The 18,910-nt window shown below is 39.1% G+C and carries 16 protein-coding genes; 4 read left to right on the forward strand and 12 right to left on the reverse strand.

Features of this window, described 5'->3' with window-relative positions; all coding sequences use genetic code 11:
- The first annotated feature begins 153 nt into the window (after positions 1 to 153).
- Complete coding sequence (locus V7O61_RS11415) at positions 154 to 2,214, forward strand: methyl-accepting chemotaxis protein (protein WP_407281725.1); 2,061 nt, start codon at positions 154 to 156, stop codon at positions 2,212 to 2,214.
- 49 nt (positions 2,215 to 2,263) lie between these two features.
- Here the strand turns inward: V7O61_RS11415 and V7O61_RS11420 are convergent, their stop codons facing one another.
- The gene (locus tag V7O61_RS11420; protein WP_288070382.1) at positions 2,264 to 2,704 is read right to left on the reverse strand and encodes a phosphate-starvation-inducible PsiE family protein; all 441 of its coding nucleotides are present in this window, start codon (positions 2,702 to 2,704) and stop codon (positions 2,264 to 2,266) included.
- 201 nt (positions 2,705 to 2,905) lie between these two features.
- Here V7O61_RS11420 and V7O61_RS11425 point away from each other — a divergent pair, with 201 nt between their 5' ends.
- A complete protein-coding gene (locus V7O61_RS11425) occupies positions 2,906 to 3,301 on the forward strand; it encodes a PEF-CTERM sorting domain-containing protein (RefSeq protein WP_407281724.1) in 396 nt (131 codons plus the stop codon).
- A gap of 15 nt (positions 3,302 to 3,316) precedes the next feature.
- On the opposite strand, the gene V7O61_RS11430 is transcribed toward V7O61_RS11425, so the two are convergent.
- Together V7O61_RS11430 and V7O61_RS11435 are read right to left on the reverse strand one after the other, a co-directional pair.
- Complete coding sequence (locus tag V7O61_RS11430) at positions 3,317 to 4,405, reverse strand: DMT family transporter (RefSeq protein WP_407347399.1); 1,089 nt, start codon at positions 4,403 to 4,405, stop codon at positions 3,317 to 3,319.
- Positions 4,406 to 4,887: 482 nt separating this feature from the next.
- Entirely contained in the window at positions 4,888 to 5,127 is a 240-nt protein-coding gene (locus V7O61_RS11435; protein WP_407281723.1) for a DUF2769 domain-containing protein, read from the reverse strand.
- Between the two features lie 138 nt (positions 5,128 to 5,265).
- On the opposite strand from V7O61_RS11435, the gene V7O61_RS11440 reads away from it, so the two are divergent.
- Positions 5,266 to 6,474: an ISL3 family transposase gene (locus V7O61_RS11440; protein WP_023843742.1), complete on the forward strand. Its 1,209-nt coding sequence runs from the start codon at positions 5,266 to 5,268 to the stop codon at positions 6,472 to 6,474.
- Between the two features lie 30 nt (positions 6,475 to 6,504).
- Here the strand turns inward: V7O61_RS11440 and thrC are convergent, their stop codons facing one another.
- The gene (thrC, locus tag V7O61_RS11445) at positions 6,505 to 7,848 is read right to left on the reverse strand and encodes a threonine synthase (protein ID WP_407281722.1); all 1,344 of its coding nucleotides are present in this window, start codon (positions 7,846 to 7,848) and stop codon (positions 6,505 to 6,507) included.
- Between the two features lie 375 nt (positions 7,849 to 8,223).
- Here thrC and V7O61_RS11450 point away from each other — a divergent pair, with 375 nt between their 5' ends.
- Positions 8,224 to 9,039, forward strand: a complete 816-nt coding sequence (locus V7O61_RS11450) for a UDP-2,3-diacylglucosamine diphosphatase (protein ID WP_288070377.1) — start codon at positions 8,224 to 8,226, stop codon at positions 9,037 to 9,039.
- 75 nt (positions 9,040 to 9,114) lie between these two features.
- Here V7O61_RS11450 and V7O61_RS11455 read toward each other — a convergent pair whose 3' ends face one another.
- From V7O61_RS11455 to V7O61_RS11490, 8 genes are all read right to left on the reverse strand, one after another.
- Positions 9,115 to 9,693: a flavodoxin family protein gene (locus V7O61_RS11455; RefSeq protein WP_407283399.1), complete on the reverse strand. Its 579-nt coding sequence runs from the start codon at positions 9,691 to 9,693 to the stop codon at positions 9,115 to 9,117.
- A 99-nt stretch (positions 9,694 to 9,792) separates the two neighbouring features.
- Positions 9,793 to 10,083, reverse strand: a complete 291-nt coding sequence (locus V7O61_RS11460) for a DNA-binding protein (RefSeq protein ID WP_407281721.1) — start codon at positions 10,081 to 10,083, stop codon at positions 9,793 to 9,795.
- A 133-nt stretch (positions 10,084 to 10,216) separates the two neighbouring features.
- Entirely contained in the window at positions 10,217 to 13,462 is a 3,246-nt protein-coding gene (locus V7O61_RS11465; protein ID WP_407281720.1) for a type I restriction endonuclease subunit R, read from the reverse strand.
- A 166-nt stretch (positions 13,463 to 13,628) separates the two neighbouring features.
- The gene (kwaB, locus tag V7O61_RS11470; RefSeq protein ID WP_407281719.1) at positions 13,629 to 14,564 is read right to left on the reverse strand and encodes an anti-phage protein KwaB; all 936 of its coding nucleotides are present in this window, start codon (positions 14,562 to 14,564) and stop codon (positions 13,629 to 13,631) included.
- Positions 14,561 to 15,169 (reverse strand): anti-phage protein KwaA, encoded by a 609-nt coding sequence (kwaA, locus tag V7O61_RS11475; protein ID WP_407281718.1) that lies wholly within the window; start codon positions 15,167 to 15,169, stop codon positions 14,561 to 14,563. The genes kwaB and kwaA overlap by 4 nt, the downstream gene beginning before the upstream one ends.
- Positions 15,166 to 16,257, reverse strand: a complete 1,092-nt coding sequence (locus V7O61_RS11480) for a restriction endonuclease subunit S (RefSeq protein ID WP_407281717.1) — start codon at positions 16,255 to 16,257, stop codon at positions 15,166 to 15,168. The genes kwaA and V7O61_RS11480 overlap by 4 nt, the downstream gene beginning before the upstream one ends.
- The gene (locus tag V7O61_RS11485) at positions 16,254 to 17,180 is read right to left on the reverse strand and encodes an ORF6N domain-containing protein (RefSeq protein WP_407281716.1); all 927 of its coding nucleotides are present in this window, start codon (positions 17,178 to 17,180) and stop codon (positions 16,254 to 16,256) included. The genes V7O61_RS11480 and V7O61_RS11485 overlap by 4 nt, the downstream gene beginning before the upstream one ends.
- Positions 17,177 to 18,694: an N-6 DNA methylase gene (locus V7O61_RS11490; RefSeq protein WP_407281715.1), complete on the reverse strand. Its 1,518-nt coding sequence runs from the start codon at positions 18,692 to 18,694 to the stop codon at positions 17,177 to 17,179. The genes V7O61_RS11485 and V7O61_RS11490 overlap by 4 nt, the downstream gene beginning before the upstream one ends.
- Between the last annotated feature and the right edge of the window lie 216 nt (positions 18,695 to 18,910).

The following is an 18,910-nucleotide window of genomic DNA, read 5'->3' on the forward strand; positions in this document are numbered from 1 at the left end:
TACACATAATAAAGCCTGTGCAAATGCTACTACTGATGCTCAAAATAACTAATAAATATAGATTTATTTATATATTAATAATCTCGTTTTAGTGTATATACAAAACCGGGGTTAACCCCTTATAAAACACTGAATAATAACGGAAGAAAAAAAATGAGATATCAGGACATTCCCATTGGAAATAAATTGATAGCATTTACACTGATAGCAACTATCATACCATTGCTCCTTGTTGGCACTTATGCCTACGAGCAAGCTAAAATAAGTATTGCCGATGAAACCCAGGTAAATCTTGAAGAGCAGGTACAAATAGAGAAGAATTATGTAGAGTCCACTCTGACCTTTGCACAAGATAAAGTCAATAATGATCTGTCAATTGCCAGGTCTGTCTTTTACTCAAAAGGTGACCCTGCAATAATAGATGGCAAAATGACTCTCAGTGAAGATTATATCGTGAACGACAATTTCGAGATCGTTGATGAGATTAAAAATATGGTAGGGGGAACTGCAACCATATTCCAGATACAAAGTGGGGAGGCAGTGAGAATCTCAACCAATGTTATAAAGGCCGATGGAAGCCGGGCTGTTGGAACAACAGTCTCTCAACCTGTTTATGATGCTGTTGTGACAGACGGAGAAACCTTTTACGGAAGGGCATGGGTTGTTAACGCCTGGTACCTGACTGCTTATGAACCTATCAAAGATAACTCCGGCAAAACTATTGGAATTCTCTATGTAGGTGTACTCGAAGAGCCATTCCTTGAGAAGATGAAAGAACAGATGAGTACAATAACCGTTGGAAAAACAGGTTACATTTACATAATGGATACTGAAGGTACCCTGATAATGCATCCTGACAATGAAGGTGAAAGTCTCTATCAATATAATTTTGCAAAAGAAATGATTGAAAACAAGGATGGTTACATCACCTACCAGTGGAATGGGCGCGAGAAAGTAATGGCTTATACTTATTATGAACCCAGAGGATGGATAATTGCATCAGGCAGTTACCTTGATGAATTCACTGAGGGAACAAAAGCTATAAGAAACACAATGATTGCAGCCATCCTTATAATAATCATTGTAGGTTCACTGGGTGCATGGAAATTTGCAAAAACAATAACAGAACCACTGGATAAAATGATGGATGCAGCAGGTCGCATTTCAGAGGGTGACCTGACGGTGAACATCGAAGGCAATTCAGGAGATGAAATTGGACGTCTGTCAGCGGCAATTAACCAGATGGCATATGGACTGAGAGACCTTGTGCAGGAAATAGACCTGAGTGTTAACAAGGTCACTAGCAATTCTAACAACATGCTTAGCTCTTCGGTAGAAATGGAATCCGTTGCCAACCAGATATCTCTTACTATTTCAGAGATTGCCACAGGAGCACAGAGCCAGTCTATGAAAACTGACGAAACATCACATGCTATGACTGACATGACATATAATGTCCAGGAAATAGCATCAAACGCACAGGTTGCAGCAGAGAACGCAACATCTGCAAGTGAACTTATACAGGAACTTGGAAAGAAATCCGAAGAGCTGCTTCTGCAGATGAACGACATTCAAAGTTCAGCCGGAGACTCTGCAAATGCAATAAGGAAACTGGATGAAAAATCAAGGAAAATAGGCGAGATAGTTGAGCTTATCACAAATATTGCAGACCAGACAAACCTCCTTGCACTAAACGCTGCCATTGAGGCTGCAAGGGCAGGAGAGCATGGAAGAGGGTTCGCAGTTGTGGCTGATGAAGTACGCAAACTTGCTGAGAATTCAGGACATGCAGCACAGCAAATATCAGAACTTATTCAGGAAATTCAGAAAGGAACAGAAGAAGCTGTTATTTCAGTTGAGAACGGAACAGATACCATTGCCAGTGGAGCAGAATCACTTCATAATACAGTAGAAGCTGTTAAACAGATAGTTGAGAGCAGTGCACAGATAGCAGGAATGGCACAGAATATTGCCGCCTCTGCGGAAGAGCAATCCGCATCTATTGAGGAAGTTACGGCATCCATTGAAGATATCTCCAGTATATCTGAAGCATCCGCAGCAGGAACACAGGAAGTTTCAGCTGCTGTCCAGGAACAGACTGCTTCCATGACAGAGTTCACCGATGCAGCAAGAGAGCTAACCGAACTTTCAGATGCCCTGAGAATGAAGCTTGAACTATTTAAATTTAAAAATGAATTAGAAGGGATTGAATAATCCCTCTTCTGAATTTATTCCAGAGAGTAAATCAACTTTGTTTCTGTAGTTAATTTTCATCATCAACATTAAGCTGGCATTTGAAATCCTTTTCTGAATTTACGACAAGATAATATGTCCCTGCAAGGGCAACTATGAGAATTCCCATTCCAACTAAAAATAATGGGTCGGTGTTTTTAAGATCTATTATCAATATTTTACGGACTATTGCAGTGATACCTACCAGAATTATAACATCAACATTCATGGATGATTCAATGATAATCATCTTTACCGTTTCAAGCAACTCTATACCTATAATTACCAGGAAAAAGAGGGCAAATATATCCAGAATCTGATCCACACCTATCAATAGATAGGGCGGAGTTAAAAAGTCAGTAACGAGTATCCAGGTAATCTCCAGCATGGAACTCAGAATGACAAAAACCATCATGACCATTATTATTTTTATTATGGACTTCTGGAATTTATTAATATACCTAATGAGCAAAACATAACCTCCGGGATTATTGCAATTATAATGCGCTACTGATAATGAATATTATAGATAAGTAGTCTATTCCACCATAAAGTAGTTTCTATCATAAGGAACTTAATTTAGTAATTAGTATACGGGAAAAGATATATTTGGGATACCCATATAAGGAAAGTGCATAAGCAACTATTAATTTTATTCTTGTGAGGATTTCTAATGAAGATTACCGGGTATCATATTTTTATTGGCTTAATGATGCTGCTTTTTTTGTTCGGCCTTTTTTCTCCCCAGGAAAATAGTTACATCGGAATGGAAGGGAACGACAATTTCACGGATAACTTCACTAATATGAACCAGCCTGCGGATCAAAGTCCATTGATGTCCACCCCGGATAGTATCGTAAGTGACGAAGAAGGATGGTGGAAACATGACGGCCACAGCACAGTGACCGGAAGCAATGTTTCAACATCTAGTAGTGGTGGTGAATCCTCAGAAAATCCTGAAAAGAAGAATAATGAAGGCGAGGACAGTGAGGAAATCCCTGAATTTCCAGGCCTTGCAATTCCATTTATTGCTATAATGGGAATTGCTATGTTCTTCAACCGGAAGTAATTTCACAATTACTCATTACCATTTTCTTAAACGCGAAGATGCCGTTAAATAACTAAAAGCAGGGTAAATTCTGCCTAAAACAGAGATTTTACCATAGGTTTTGTTTTGCATGTTAAACTTACCAGGTTCCAGTACGAGTATCGTTGCACCAAGTAGTATGAAGAAACATCCCTGTATCGTGTTCATGAATACAGGCTCATGCAGGAATACGAATCCAAATATAATTCCACTTACAGGCTCGAGTAATGCAAGTACACTGACGGTCTGAGCCCTGATCTTTGCAGCACTGTTCAGATAAAGAACTGAAGCGAATGCTGTTGTAATTAAACCAAAAAGGAACAACACAGGCAGGTTGGGCATCAGAACCTCCACCGGAACCTTGCTTCCAAATGGCAAAAGGATTAATAAGCTAATAAATGTTGACCAGAAAAGCTGTGTGAAACCGGAATATTCATCTTTCAGATAACTTACTGTTAGTATAGTTCCACTATAAGATATGCCTGATAGTATTCCCAGGACTATTCCGGTGAAAAGCTGTGCATTTACAGATGCATTGCTTCCTGGAAGAACAACAAGTAATATCCCATATACGGAAATGATCAATGAGAAAAATCCTCTCTTTGTGATTTTTTCTTTCAGGAATAATGGAGACAGGAGTGTAACGTATACCGGAGCAGTGTACAGTAAAAGCACTGCAATGGATATTCCTGCGTATTTAATGGAACTAAAGTAAGTATATAGGGTTAAAACATTGAATACCGCAATCAAGAGTATATAACGTCTTTTTTTGCCGATATATAGAAGATTATACTTCTTAGAGAATATACAATATGCTAATAATAGTATGAATCCAAAAATAAGCCTATAGAATATAATAGATGTTGTTTGCATGGAGTAGATATGTTTTATAAAGATTCCACTAGCTCCAAATATAGTACATGATATTATAAGCTCCAGATAGGAGTAATTACCATTTTTAATGCTTTTCATAGAGGCTTTGCTGAAAGCACACAATAATATATAAAACAATCTGAAATGATAGATGATTATAGATTTAAAACCATTTAAAACTAATAATGATAGATAAAACAAACATGAAGCCATTCAGCTCCAATTAAAAGCCTGTTAACTTACAATTAAACAAACAATATAAGAACAGAATGTAAAATCGACTGCAAGAATAGACAATAACCACGCCACTTCGGTCAAACCGAAATGGCGCCCCATTCGCTCATACTCCAATTACCCACTCAGGTGCCCCCATCTGTCCCCTTATGACCGCTCATACTCCACTTCATCCTTAGAGAGAGGATGAAATGCAGGCATTATTTCGTTTTTAGATACTGAGGGGAATGTATCGTGCCCACATTTCCGTGCAATCCAATTCCGTTTTTCACGGAGTTTGTTGGGATGAAGTCCATATCGTACAACTATACGGTACATTTCTTATGACAAGCACTGGTTAGCAGTTCTTGCCACAGTTCATAGTTTTGTTTACTAGTATATAAATATATGTATACAAACATATCTAATGAGCATAATAATGATGAGGTGATTTATAGTCATGCCTAACATAGAGAAAAGAATCACTCAGAACAAAAATACTCGCCATCAAGACCAAATTTACTGTGAATAATACATTCTTGACATAAACATCCTTTCTTCTCTACTTCAGGATATGCACCTTTAGAGCAGAACATGAACTTTCCTTTCTCAGGATAAGAAGGACAATTAGGACAATTACAGCCTTTTGAATGGTGATAGGATGTGCAAATACCAAAATATTTGCCGGGCTTTTGCGGAGTACAAGCATCATTATCTGTCAAAATAACACCTTCTAATGAAAGATAAAGAAACACAAACTAATAAAGCTGACTAATATTATGACTATCAAAATAAGAAAAATTGGATCTCCTCAAGATTGAGTGGGTAATTTAATATTCTGTTCATCCAATCCATATTGGATGGACGATAAACTCTTGATTCAAATGGCTCTGGGAATAACCCCTCCATGGTATGTGAAAGACATTGATCTTAATGTTTCTAAGAAAAGAATGGATATTTATCTAGATTTTACCAAGGGAACGAAGTTCCCTTGCCCAGTTTGCAACAAACTGTGTGATCTCCATGATACCAAAGAAAAAGTATGGAGACACCTTGATTTCTTCCATCATGAAACATACATTCATGCACGAGTTCCCCGAACAAAGTGTGATGGAGATGATGTAAAACTTGTAGAAGTTCCATGGACAAGACAAAATACTGGATTTACATTATTTTTCGAAGCACTAATCGTTGCAATGTCCAAAGAAATGAGTGTTTCTTCAATTGCTGAATTGATCAATATTCATGAAAATTCTGTATGGATAATTCTAGCTCATTATGTTGAAGAAGCCAGAGCAAAGATGGATCTCTCTGAGTTAGATACTATTGGAGTAGATGAAATATCTGTCAAAAAAGGTCACAGCTATGTGACCTTGTTCTATGATCTAAATCAATCAAGAGTAATTCATATTGAAAATGGAAAGAAAAGAAGTGTTTTCAAGAACTTCAGGGAAGTTCTTTCCAGAAAAATAGACCCTGATAATATCAAGTATATTTCAATGGACATGTATCCTGCTTTTAGGGGTGGAGCAAGGGAATATTTCCCAAATGCTAAGATCGTTTACGATAAGTTCCATATTGTCAAAATGATGAATGATGCAATTGATAAGGTTCGAAGAAAGGAGTATCAAACAAATAAAGATCTGGGTAAAACGAGATTCATGTGGTTGAAAAATCCTGAAAATCTATCGGATCGGGAAATAGCTAAGATTCGATCAATCAAAGATTTGGATACTAAAACAGCAAAAGCTTACAGATTTAAGCTTGGACTTCAACGTCTGTGGGATATAAAAAATATAGAGGTAGCGAGGGAATATCTTGACAAATGGCATTATTGGGGAACACATAGCAACATCAAGGAAATTATCACATTGGCCAAGATGATTAAAAGAAATTCTCATGGGATATTGGAATCAATCAAACAAGGTATCAGCAACGGTGTTGTTGAAGGATTGAACAACAAAATTAAAACTGCTTTTAAGAGATCATATGGATTGAAGACTGAGAAGTGTAGGAATACAATGATATTCTTGATGGCGGGTAAACTTCGTTTACCCACACGATGTTAAAGAGAACCGAAAAATTAAAGTAAGAAAAGCTTATTCAAGCTTTTCCTGAAGATATTTCTTGAAAGCAGGATACTCTGTTCCGAGATAATCCATGAACTCATCTTTTGATTCTACCTTTTTCAGGCCTTGTGGAAGTTCAGGTTCAACACCTGTCTGCTCTTTGACATGTTCAGGGAACTTTGCAGGGTCTGCAGTTTCAAGGGATACTGCAAGTGTATTATCACCTGACTGAGCCCTAAAGTCAAGAAGTCCTTTTATTCCTACTGCACCATGTGGCTCGATAAGGATGTTGTACTTCTCGAAAATCTCCTTAATTGTTGCCTTTGTTTCCTCATCGGTTACAGAGCTGGAGTAGATATCATTTCTGAGTTTATCCATGTCAGGCTCTTTGCTGATGTTACCCTGTTCATCCATTACACCGTCGTAGATGGTGATGAGTCTTGCAAGGTTGCTTGGATGACCAACGTTCATTGCATTGGAAAGGCAGTTCTTTGAAGGTACAATCTTGTGGTACTTGCCTGTGCTCAGGAAAGTTGGAACCTCATCGTTCTCATTGACCGAGGTGATTATCTTCTTAATCGGGATTCCCATGGTCCTTGCCAGGACACAACCCATCATGTTACCGAAGTTACCGGATGGGATAGAGTAGACAATATCCTCTGGATAGTTCCTGAGTTTTGCGTAAGCGTAAATGTAGTAGATAGACTGAGGAACAAGACGCCCGATGTTTATTGAGTTTGCTGATGAGAGATTCAGGTGTTTGAGATCCTCGTCTGCAAATGCCTGTTTTACCATTGCCTGACAGTCATCGAATTTTCCGTCAACTGAAATGGCAGTGATGTTCTTGCCAAGTGTGGTCATCTGCTTGCGCTGACGGTCAGATACTTCGTCTGTTGGGAAGAGTACAATGACCTTGATGTTGTCAAGACCATAGAATGCATCGGCAACTGCGCTGCCTGTGTCACCTGATGTTGCGGTGAGAATGGTCAGGCTTCTGTTCTCTTTGCTGAGATAGTACTGCATGAGTCTTGCCATCATGCGGGCTGCAAAGTCCTTGAAGGATGCAGTTGGTCCCCTGTCAAGTCTCATGATATAGGTCTGCTCATCAACAGGCTCAAGCGGAACATCATAGTTGTAAGCATCATAGGTGATGGCTTTGAGTGACTCATTATCGACTTCGCCTTCGAGTACCTTGCTCAGTACCCTGTAGGCAATTTCAGGATAGGGAACATCCTTGAAGGAATCGATTTCTTCCTTAGAGAAAGTTGGCAGGCTCCTTGGCATGTAAAGCCCGCGGTCCGGTGCAAGTCCGGTTATGAGAGCTTCCTGAAAGCTTACTTCCGGTGCGTTAAGATTTGTGCTGTAGAGTTTCATTTTAATCAGGAATTTGAGTTGATGTGATTATAGTAGTATCGGAGTTATAGATAGATATTGACCTTTAAAGGATAAATAACTATGAATACCTTGCCATTAGTCTGCCGTTTATGAACTGTGGATTTTTCAAGAATCTAGTTCATGAGAATATTAACAGAAATATTGCTCCTAAGTTCAGTTTCTAAATATTGTTTCATAACATTGTTCTGAAATAATGTTTTTATTTCTTGAGTCATTATGTAAAAATAGTATATCAGCAATATAATATAATGATGCATTTTTTAGCAAGGGCTTATGGAAATCAGGAGAAGAAAGAAGATCTTGCGGCAAAATATAGTGAATATTATTGTGAGATTTAGCAGAGGTAGGTAGTTAATGTCAATAGTAGCCGTTTCGGACGTACACCTGGGAATGAAAGGGGCAAAGGAGAAAGAGTTTGTTAAATTTATAAAGGAACTCAGGGACAGAGATGTAGAGCATCTTGTTCTCCTTGGAGATATTATAGATATATGGAGAAGGGATTTTACAAAAGCTGTGATTGAATGTTCCGAATCCCTGACTATGTTAAATGACATACTGGATGAAACCCAGGTCCATTACGTAGTGGGTAACCATGATTTCTACCTGCTTCGTATGAGTGAGGTACTGAAAGAGAATTTCCCATTTGAAGTGAAGAAGCATGAGATTATTAAAAGCAGGGAACAGGAATTTTTCTTCTTCCACGGATACCAGCTTGAAGTGCTTTGCAACCCGTACTACAAATCCATGAAAACTTACGAGGCTTTCAGCGAACACATGTGTCTTGCAGGTGACGATGCAGGAAATGCCGCTGAGATGGTCTGGGAAGAGATCCAGTCCAAACGCTCATTCTGGGATACGCTGAAGAGGTTCCCAAGTGAACCAAAATCTGCCCTCAGGTCTATGATGGAGCCACCCGAGAGGAGAATAGGAAAATACAACCGGCACAATGTGGTTGAGCCAATCATGGAGCTTGCGGCTGCAAATACAAGACATTTCCTGTTAAATGTGAGACCTGAGCAGTATCTTGTATACGGTCACACACATCTGGCATATGTCGATGACAGGAACAAGGTTGCAAATACCGGAAGCTGGGGATTTGGAGATAAAAAAGCACTTGAATACATAGAAATAAATAACGATAAAGTTAAGTTGAAGGAATTTAAGCCATAGGCTTAGATTCCATTGATTTTTACTTTACTTTTTAAAACTGGAACTTCAGTCCCTGTTTTCCAATATTTTTTGCAGTTACTCAGAATTGATCTTTTTCAGCAACCATGCCATGTTAATTGCAAGGTTGTCCATGGTCTGCATACCCTCTTCATCCTCATTGACATCTCCCGGATGAAGTCCAATACCAAGATTCCAGTAAGATGAACCCACAGTTACCATGCTGGTAATTCCAAACAGATGGTTGATTGAATCATAAGCAGCTACTGCGCCTGCCCTGCGAACTGCTACAACTGCTGCACCGGCTTTCCTTGAAAAGAAACCACCGTTTGCAAGAGATACATATCCTGCACGGTCAATGAGTGCCTTGGTCTCGGTTGTTACATCAGCAAAGTAAGTTGGTGAACCGATTACAATCCCGTCAGCTTCTTTCATCTTTGTGATACACTCATTGATGGGATCATCATCAAAAATACAGAGGTCGTTCTTTTTCTCAAAACATTTCATACATGCTGTACATCCATGAACTTTTTTACCACCAATATTGATGGTTTCGGTTTCTATTCCTTCAGCTTCGAGTTTGGATGTGAGTCTTTTCAGCATTGCTGCTGTGTTTCCTTCTTTACGTGGACTTCCGTTTATTGCAACTACTTTCATGGTCTTTTCCTCTTTTTGTGGATTTGGTGTGTAGGTCAAATCAAGAAAAAAGTATATAATGTGAGTTATTGGTAATAAGTGGAGTGGAACATGATACTCTCAGTTGTATTCATCCTTACTCTCTATGATGCGCATGACCTGATGGTCTCCTTCTTTTTGAACCGTTTCCAAAATGGAAATAGTTGACTCTTTCACCAGTTCTCCGGTTTCATAGATGTTTGCCAGATGTTTGCTAATGGCAGGAACTTTTACCCCGAACAAACCGGCCATAGCTTTCTGGGTAAGCCAGACGTTTTCATCCTTCAGTACAACGTCGACCTTTACTTTTCCATCATTTGATGTGTAGAGTATGAAATCTGATTGCTTGTCGGAAAGGTTGTTCTCATTCATGGGTTTTTATCTCCGCATTGCTGCTGTGTTTCCTTCTTTACGTGGACTTCCGTTTATAGCGACTACTTTCATACTTGATAGAGATAAAAAAAAGGTTATTCAAGGCATACCACTATGTGGGTGATTTTACCTTTTAATAATTCTTTGTTATTTCATCAGCCATCAATTCCGCCTGTTTGAGCACGGTTTCTGTAGCAAGTGCCTGCATGTCAGGAGGATATCCATATTTTCTCAATGTCCTTTTTACAATAACCTTTAGTTTAGCTCTGGCACTTTCCTTTATTGTCCAGTCAATAGACGTATTTTGTTTTACCTTTTCAAATAAAACAACAGCTAACTCACGTAATTGATCTTTTTGCATTACTTCTCTGGCACTGTCATTGTTTGCAATTGCTGTGTAAAAAGCATATTCAAAATCAGACATACCCATTTCCTGAGGCTCTTTGTCCATACGCCTGATGTCTTTACTTAGTTTGATTAATTCCTCAATAACCTCAGCCGCAGTTAAGACCTTATTATGATATCTAATGATGGATTTTTCCAGCATTTCCATTAGGGATCTGCTCTGAACAAGGTTTTTCCTTGCACGGGCTCTAATCTCATCATTGAGCAACTTTTTCAGGACTTCCAGTGCCAGATTTTTATGTTCCATGTTCTGGACTTCTAAAAGGAAATCTTCTGACAATATGGAAATATCCGGTTTTTTAATTCCGGCTGCATCAAATACATCTATTACCTGTTCGGTAACAAGAGCCTTATCAATTACTTGCCTTATTGCAGTTTCAATTTCCTCGTCTGTTTTACCTGTTCCAGTGCTATCAAATTTAATGAGTCTGGCTTTTACTGCCTGATAGAAGGATATCTCGTCCTTTACATCCATTGCCTGTTCGTGTGGAATAGCCAGAGAAAATGCTTTTGATAAAGCCGTTACTTCATCAATGTATCTTTTCTTGCCGTTTTCAAGACCCAGAATATGTTCTTCTGCTTCAAGTATTATTGACAGCTTTCTGGAGGTGTCCGCTTCAAAGTAATCATCGTAGGTAAATCCGTAATACATCTGGGATACGATCTCTAGTTTTTCGAGCATTAACTGAACTGCTTTCTCCTGAAGAACAGCAGGATCACCCTTGCCTCCGCTGTCTGAATAGAAGGATAGGGCTTCTTTCAGATCAGAGGCTATTCCCAGATAATCAACGATCAGACTTCCCGGCTTGTCTTTATAGACCCGGTTCACACGTGCAATCGCCTGCATGAGGGTATGGCCTTTCATTGGTTTGTCAATGTACATGGTATGGAGACATGGAACATCAAAACCCGTTAGCCACATGTCCCGGACGATTACAAGTTTTAATTCGTCTTCCGGGTCTTTCATTCTTTCTGCCAGAGCTCTTCTTTGATCTTTTGTGGTATGATGTTTTGAAATTTTGGGACCATCGGATGATGCGGAGGTCATTACGACCTTAATCGCGCCTTTTCGAAGGTCGTCATTGTGCCACTGTGGTTTTATCCTGATAATCTCATCATAGAGGTCAGCAGCTATTCTTCGTGACATTGTAACGATTAGGCCCTTCCCTTCGAAAACTTCCTGTCGTTGTTCGAAATGTGTCACAATGTCCTGAGCGATCTTCTTTACCCGGGTTTCACTGCCAATTAAGGCTTCAAGTTGAGTCCATTTTACCTTGGTTTTCTGGGTTTCTGCAAGGTCTTCCTTTTCCAGCTCTTCATCCAGTTCAGCGACAAGTCTTTTTCCTTTGGTGCTAAGAGCGATTTTTGCCAGCCTACTCTCATAATAGATCTTTACCGTGGCACCGTCTTCAACTGATTGCGAGATATCATAAATATCAACATAATTTCCAAAAACAGCAGGTGTGTTCACATCTGATTTTTCTATTGGTGTACCGGTAAAACCGAGGAATGTTGCATTGGGCAGGGCATCACGTGTATATTTCGCAAAACCGTAAACGATTTTTTTACCGATTACATTTCCTTTATCATCTTTGACATCGACATGTTTTGCCTTGAAACCATATTGTGTACGGTGTGCTTCGTCTGCTATTACAATGATGTTTTCCCTGTCTGATAGTTCCGGGTAAACGTTGCCTTCTTCGGGCTGGAACTTCTGGATGGTTGTGAATACTATGCCGCCTGATGCGACGTTCAGGAGTTCCTTTAAGTGGTTTCTGTTTTCTGCCTGTACAGGTTCCTGCCTGAGGAGTTGTTTTGAAGCGGCAAATGTGTCAAAAAGCTGATCGTCGAGGTCGTTCCTGTCGGTAATTACTACCAGCGTTGGGTTGTCCATTGCCAGTACGATCTTTCCTGTGTAGAATACCATGGAAAGGGATTTACCGCTTCCCTGGGTGTGCCAGATTACACCACCTTTGCGATCCCCAACTGGCTGTTTTTCCACTCCCGGAAGACCATAACTTTCGGGGCTTTCATGATGTATACCTAAAGTATCCCAGTCCGTTTTCTCCTTTACAATAAAACCCGATGCTCTGAGTGTTGATTCCACCGCCCGGTTAACTGCATAGTATTGATGATATGTGGCGAGTTTCTTTACGGTTTGAATAGTAATGATGCCGGTAGTAGTGTCTTCTTTTTTCGATTTTTCAAATACGATGAAATGCCGGATAAGATCTAAAAGAGTGCTTTTGTCAAGCATTCCGTTGATGAGTGTTTCAAGTTGTCCGATGAGTGGCGAGGCTTCAACGTTGCCATCTGAACTTTTCCATGCCATAAAGCGGCTGAAACCAGCGGAAAGGGAACCGGATTTTGCTTCCAGCCCATCGGAGATGACCATGAAACCATTATATGCAAAAAGGGAGGGAATAGTTTGTTTATAGGTCTGCAGTTGTTTGAATGCAGATTTTACGGTTGCATTCTCATCAGCAGGGTTCTTGAGTTCAATAACTACCAGAGGCAGACCGTTTACAAAAAGAATGATATCAGGACGCTTTTTCACATCGTTCTCAATAACAGTAAATTGATTGGTAACAAGGAAATCATTATTTTCAGGATTTTTAAAATCGACCAGCCAGACCAGATCACCCCTGTTAATCCCGTCTTTCTGGTAGCTTACATTTACACCTTCCGTAAGCATCCGGTGAAATGTCTCGTTGTTAGAAATGAGTTCAGGAGAGTTCAGGCGCTGAAGCTGCCTAATGGCATCCTCCCTGGCATCTGCCGGCACGCCCGGATTTATCCGCCCAACAGCCGTTCGCAGACGCTCTAATAATAACACATCCTCAAAACTGCTCCGTTCGGGAGTGTCACTATCCGAGGCAATGTCCGGCGCATAGATGTACCGATAGCCCTGACGTTCAAGAAGCTCGATGGCGAAGTTCTCTATTTCGGATTCGGTGATCTTAGTTGCAGTCATCCGCACTCCCCCTGATGTCCTGTACTTCTTTTTGAACTGTTTCAAAAATGGAAATCGTTGACACTTTCACCAATTCTCCGGTTTCATAGATGTTTGCCAATATTTGAAGTGCAGAGAATGAAATCTGACTGGTTAACAGAAATGTGGTTTTTATTAGCAGTAATGTTTAAACATTATTCTTGGCAATTGCTTCATATTGTTCTTGTGTCAATTCCGATTTCAGGAAATCATCATCTAACAGTTTAATGAAAAAGTCACAATGCTTGTTTGTATTTAATTTAAATTTAGTCTTGTCGTCGTTTGTTTCAATATTATCTTTTAATTTAGGATTAGTTGAAACAAATGAAATTAGCTGTTCGTTAGGAATTTTCTTTTTAATAACTATTGATGAAGACATAACTTTTATGAACTTCCGGGCACGTGATGAATTATTTTCAATATATAAAAATAACTTATCCTCGTTATCGATTATTTTTATTTTAGATATCTCTCCAAAATAACTCTTAGCTCTCTCTTTTGTTACATCGTTAAATTGGTAAAATCTTTCTAACATTTCATATTTCTTGAGATAATACTCTTGATTTAATCTCAAAATATCATATTTACCAGTAATTTGAATTAATTTACCATCAAACATCACCAAGCGGTGATCAGAGGGTAGTAGGTTTACTGCTCTACCGGGTTTCATTAAATTAACAGGATAAAATTTAGTATACAAATATATGCCGTGATTAGCATTACTGATTTTAGCAATAATCCCGTCGATGTTTTCCAAAGTATCTTTGGAGAAACTAAATGTTTTTATTTCGCTATCCTCAATAACTTGCTCTATACTCAAAAAAGGTTCCCGACTTTTGTCAAAATCATATTTGTAGATAACATTCTTTCTTTCATCTACTTCGGAAAGGTTCAATAATTCCAAATCTTCTTTATCAATAATTTCTTTATTGATTTTGTCTTTGTATAGTGTCAATATACGTGGTAAAGCATCTTTATTAATATCAGCAAGCTTCACCTCTCCATTTTTAAGCTTAAAGTAAATAACAACCGATAAAGTATCATTAGTCAAAATGTCTTTTAAGTTTTCAATTAATGTGTTCATACTTTCCTTCCAAAATAGATATTGTCACTTAAAAATATTAATTGAATTTCATCATTTAATAATATATTTGTTTTGGCTATTACAATTATATTTTCGTAAGAATCCGTATTTTGTTCCTTTATTCTATAGCCCGTAATTTTGTAAATGTGATATCCAAGTAGTGCAAGAGTGGGATTTGCATAAAACAAATTTGTTCGAATATAAATCGCACATATGATTATCAGAAGCAAAAAGAGTAGCAGAAGATATCTTATGTTACTAATATCAAAACTCAATAATGGTATTATGTAAGTTGTGAGAAATGTGATATGTTCATAATTTACATTTTCAACAGTTTGCACATTTATTTGTAATGGTGCAGTTCCTTTAAACTTATAATCAAAACAAAGACAATAAAAAATACCAATAATAAGAAATAGAAAACTAATGAGAGGAATATAATTTCTGCTGATCAATTCCTCAAAACCAATGAATTCATAATTTTTGCTAAAAGTAATCGGAACATCAATTGTTAGTACTATTAACAAGAAAAATAGTAACCATAATGAAGTTATGTATAATTTCACTTTATCCCAAATGTGGATACTTTCGATGTGTTTACTCATACTTCCACCCTCACTTCCCCGCTCATCAGTTTAGGCAGCAGCGTATCCCGCAATTTTTCGAGGGTGCGGATTTGCTTGTTATTAACGATCAGTTTATCCATTAGTGGAGCCATTGATTTTGTCATTTCTTTCAGTTCATCATTTGATGGAACTAAAACCATTGCCACGTCTAAATCTCCCCTTTTAATATGCCCCATTGTAGTCGCATGACTTGCTGATATAGAAACAAATTCTTCTAAATAGTATTTACACCATTGATAGTAAAACCATTTTGGATAAGCTTCTGAAGTAACTTTGAATAGATGTTGATTCAAAATACACTTCCCACCATCCCATACTTTAACCATTAATGAAGCTGACCAAGAGAAAACCACATCACCATTTTTTACAAGATATTCTGGCTTGACTTCTGTTGTAGCATAGTCAGAGTTTTTTGAAAAACCATTGCGCAATTCTTTAATTTTTAGAACAGGTAGTTTGTCTACATCATTTTGAGGAGGATATTTTTGACACGCCAATCCATTTAAAAAATCAGCCACTTTGGATAACGGTTTCTCTTCCCACCCCTCATCCGCTTCCTCCACAAACCACTGCCTGAACAGTGTTTCCGCCATCGCTTCAAAAGTTTTGTTCTGGCAGTGGAGCAAGTCTATCTTGTCGTCGAGGCTAGAAAGCACAGAGGTGATGGCACGTTGTTCGGAGATAGGAGGAAGGAATATGTCTAAATCATAGATCTCATCTCTGCTAGTGGAAGGTATTGCCGATCCACTGTCCATATCATTTATATCAATATTTTTGAACCAGTAATACAGAAATAGATTGTTTAGTTTTTTAATTCTCATTTTAGTGTAAAAGGCCGTATCGATTACAAAAAAAGGCTTTTTTGCTAAGTGAACCTCACGATACGCCCCCTTCCTTCCAATTATCACAGATGGTTTGTCATATAGGAACTCATTTGCAAAACCTATCTTTCCATTTGTTCCAAAAACATCATAATTTCCATCACCATCTTTATAATTTTTTAACCCTTTTCCATATTCGAGAGTGACAATATCCCCAATCTTAAACTTTTTCCACTCACCTGTCACTTCATCCCCTCCAGCCTTGTGAGCATTTCAACTGCTCCGAAATCCATTTTTGAGAAGGCGAACCATTTCTTACCGAGGTCTTTCAGGGAAGCACCGAAATGGTAGACTGTTTTGTCGTCGATTATCATAAAACGGTCATGGGAATTTTTGAACTCCCTGATTTCAATAGGTGGATATTGGGAATTGAACTTATTCAGGTCCAGTGCCAGTTGTTTTGACATAGTCTTTGTGAAAATAGTAACATCCACACCATCATTTCTTTTTGTGAGATGGGTCAGGACAGTATCGTCCACATAATTGTCAATAATGATGATTGATCTTTGGGCTGTTCTGATAATATCTGCTACGAAATTGTAGGCATCGAATATCTGACCCTCAAAGAAAATACCCTGTTTTGGCTGGATTTCCTTACTCTCAATAGCATTCAGGACATGATTGATCTTCTTATCTGTTTCAAGTTGCTTTATTTCAAGGGTATCAAGTCTCTGGAAGATATGTGCATTAGAACTGATGAAGCGACGCATTGCCACAAAAGCATTAATGATCTGGACACTCATTTGCACTGCAACGTTGCTTTTCAGAACAGCCGAAAGCATAGCAACTCCCTGCTCGGTGAATGCGTATGGCAGGTATTTTCGATGTTTTCCACGCCTGCTTTCTAAGGTCACATCCTGTGATGTTAAAGCCGCATCACCCTCTAAGATCACAATTTGTGATCTTAAAAGCTCATATTCCTCGGCAGTCAGTTGAAAACAGAACTGCTCCGGAAATCGCTCTTTGTTTCTTTTAACCGCCTGGTTCAACACTCTTGTCTCTACGTGATAAAGGCTGGCCAGGTCCTCATCCAGCATCACCTGTACACCTCGAATCGTATAGATTTGGCTTTGGATATCCTCAATGACCGTCAATTCATTTCCAGTCATACCAGCTTCACCCTTTTCAGATTCTCGGCGATCAGCACATTAAGTCTCTCTTCCTCTTTCAACTGCTCCTCAAACTCAACTTTCAGAGCCGTGAAACGCTCATTAAAATCAAAATCATCCTCATCATCCGGAAGTCCAACATAACGCCCCGGAGTCAGCACATAATCCAATTCACACACTCGCTCAATAGGAGAGGAATTACAGAATCCTTTAACATCTTCGTAATCTCCTTCCGGGTTTCGCCAGTTATGATAAGTGCTCGCAATCTCCTGTATGTCCTCAGGTGAGAACTCGCGGGTTCTGCGGTTTATCAAGTGTCCCATGTTCCGTGCATCAATGAACAGGATCTCATCTGTCCTGTTTCGGTACCCACCATTGGCCTTGTTCCTGCTCAAAAACCAGAGACTTGCCGGAATCTGGGTGTTCAGGAACAATTTCGGAGGAAGGTTTACAATACAGTCCACCAGGCGTGCTTCTACAAGCTCTTTTCTGATATCTCCCTCACCCGAAGATTTGGATGTCAGGGAACCCTTAGCCAGAACAAATCCCGCCTGACCGCTCGGACCTAAATGATAAAGGAAATGCTGTATCCAGGCATAATTAGCATTCCCGGATGGCGGAACACCATACTTCCACCTGCCATCCTTCCGTAGCAGATCACCGCTCCAGTCACTGTCATTAAACGGTGGATTGGCTATCACATAATCAGCCTTCAGGTCTTTGTGAGCATCATTTAGGAACGAGCCTTCATTATTCCACTTGACCTGGGAACTGTCAATACCTCTTATGGCAAGGTTCATCTTTGCCAGCCGCCATGTTGTCTGGTTGCTCTCCTGCCCATAAATAGAGATATCGTTCAGCTTGCCCTGATGATCAGCAACGAACTTCTCCGACTGTACAAACATACCACCGGAACCACAGCATGGGTCAAAGACACGACCATTGTATGGTTCAAGCATCTCGACCAGCAATTCAACAACACTTCGTGGAGTGTAGAACTGCCCTCCTTTCTTCCCTTCCGCAAGAGCGAACTCGCCAAGGAAATACTCAAAAACATGACCCAGAACATCGGCACTCCTGCTTTTGGCATCCCCAAGAGCAATGTTGCTCACCAGATCGATCAGACCGCCAAGGTTTGCAGGGTCAAGATTACCTCTAGCATAAACTTTTGGCAAAACCCCACGAAGCAATGGATTCTCTTTTTCAATTACATCCATTGCATTGTCAACAGCCTTACCAATCTCCGGTTTTTTGGCTTCTGCCTTTAAGTATGACCAGCGTGCAATTACAGGTACAAAGAAAACGTTCTCGGCTTTGTACTCGTCCCTGTCCTCAGGATCAGCACCGGCATACTCCCCTTCCCCTTTCTCCAGTTTATCATATAACTCATCAAAGGCATCAGAGATGTATCTCAGGAAAATCAGGCCCAGAACTATATGTTTATACTCTGCAGCATCAATATTTTTCCGAAGCTTATCAGCCGCTTTCCACAATTGTTTTTCGATATCACTCATAATTAATGCCTCCTAATATCTAGATAAGAGATAAATTTAACAACTAAATAAAACCCATGCATCCAACTTCGAATATCTTTTTTGGAAATATAACAACATTAAGGTATTGAAGATTTATCAGATTTGTATCTGCAAAAAATAAAATTTGTAGATTTAAATCTGATTTTCAGTTTCTCAGCTTAATACAACTTCAAGACATGTAACAACATACAAATC

Source organism: Methanolobus sp. WCC1 (genome assembly GCF_045690315.1).
Classification (GTDB): Archaea; Halobacteriota; Methanosarcinia; order Methanosarcinales; family Methanosarcinaceae; genus Methanolobus; species Methanolobus tindarius.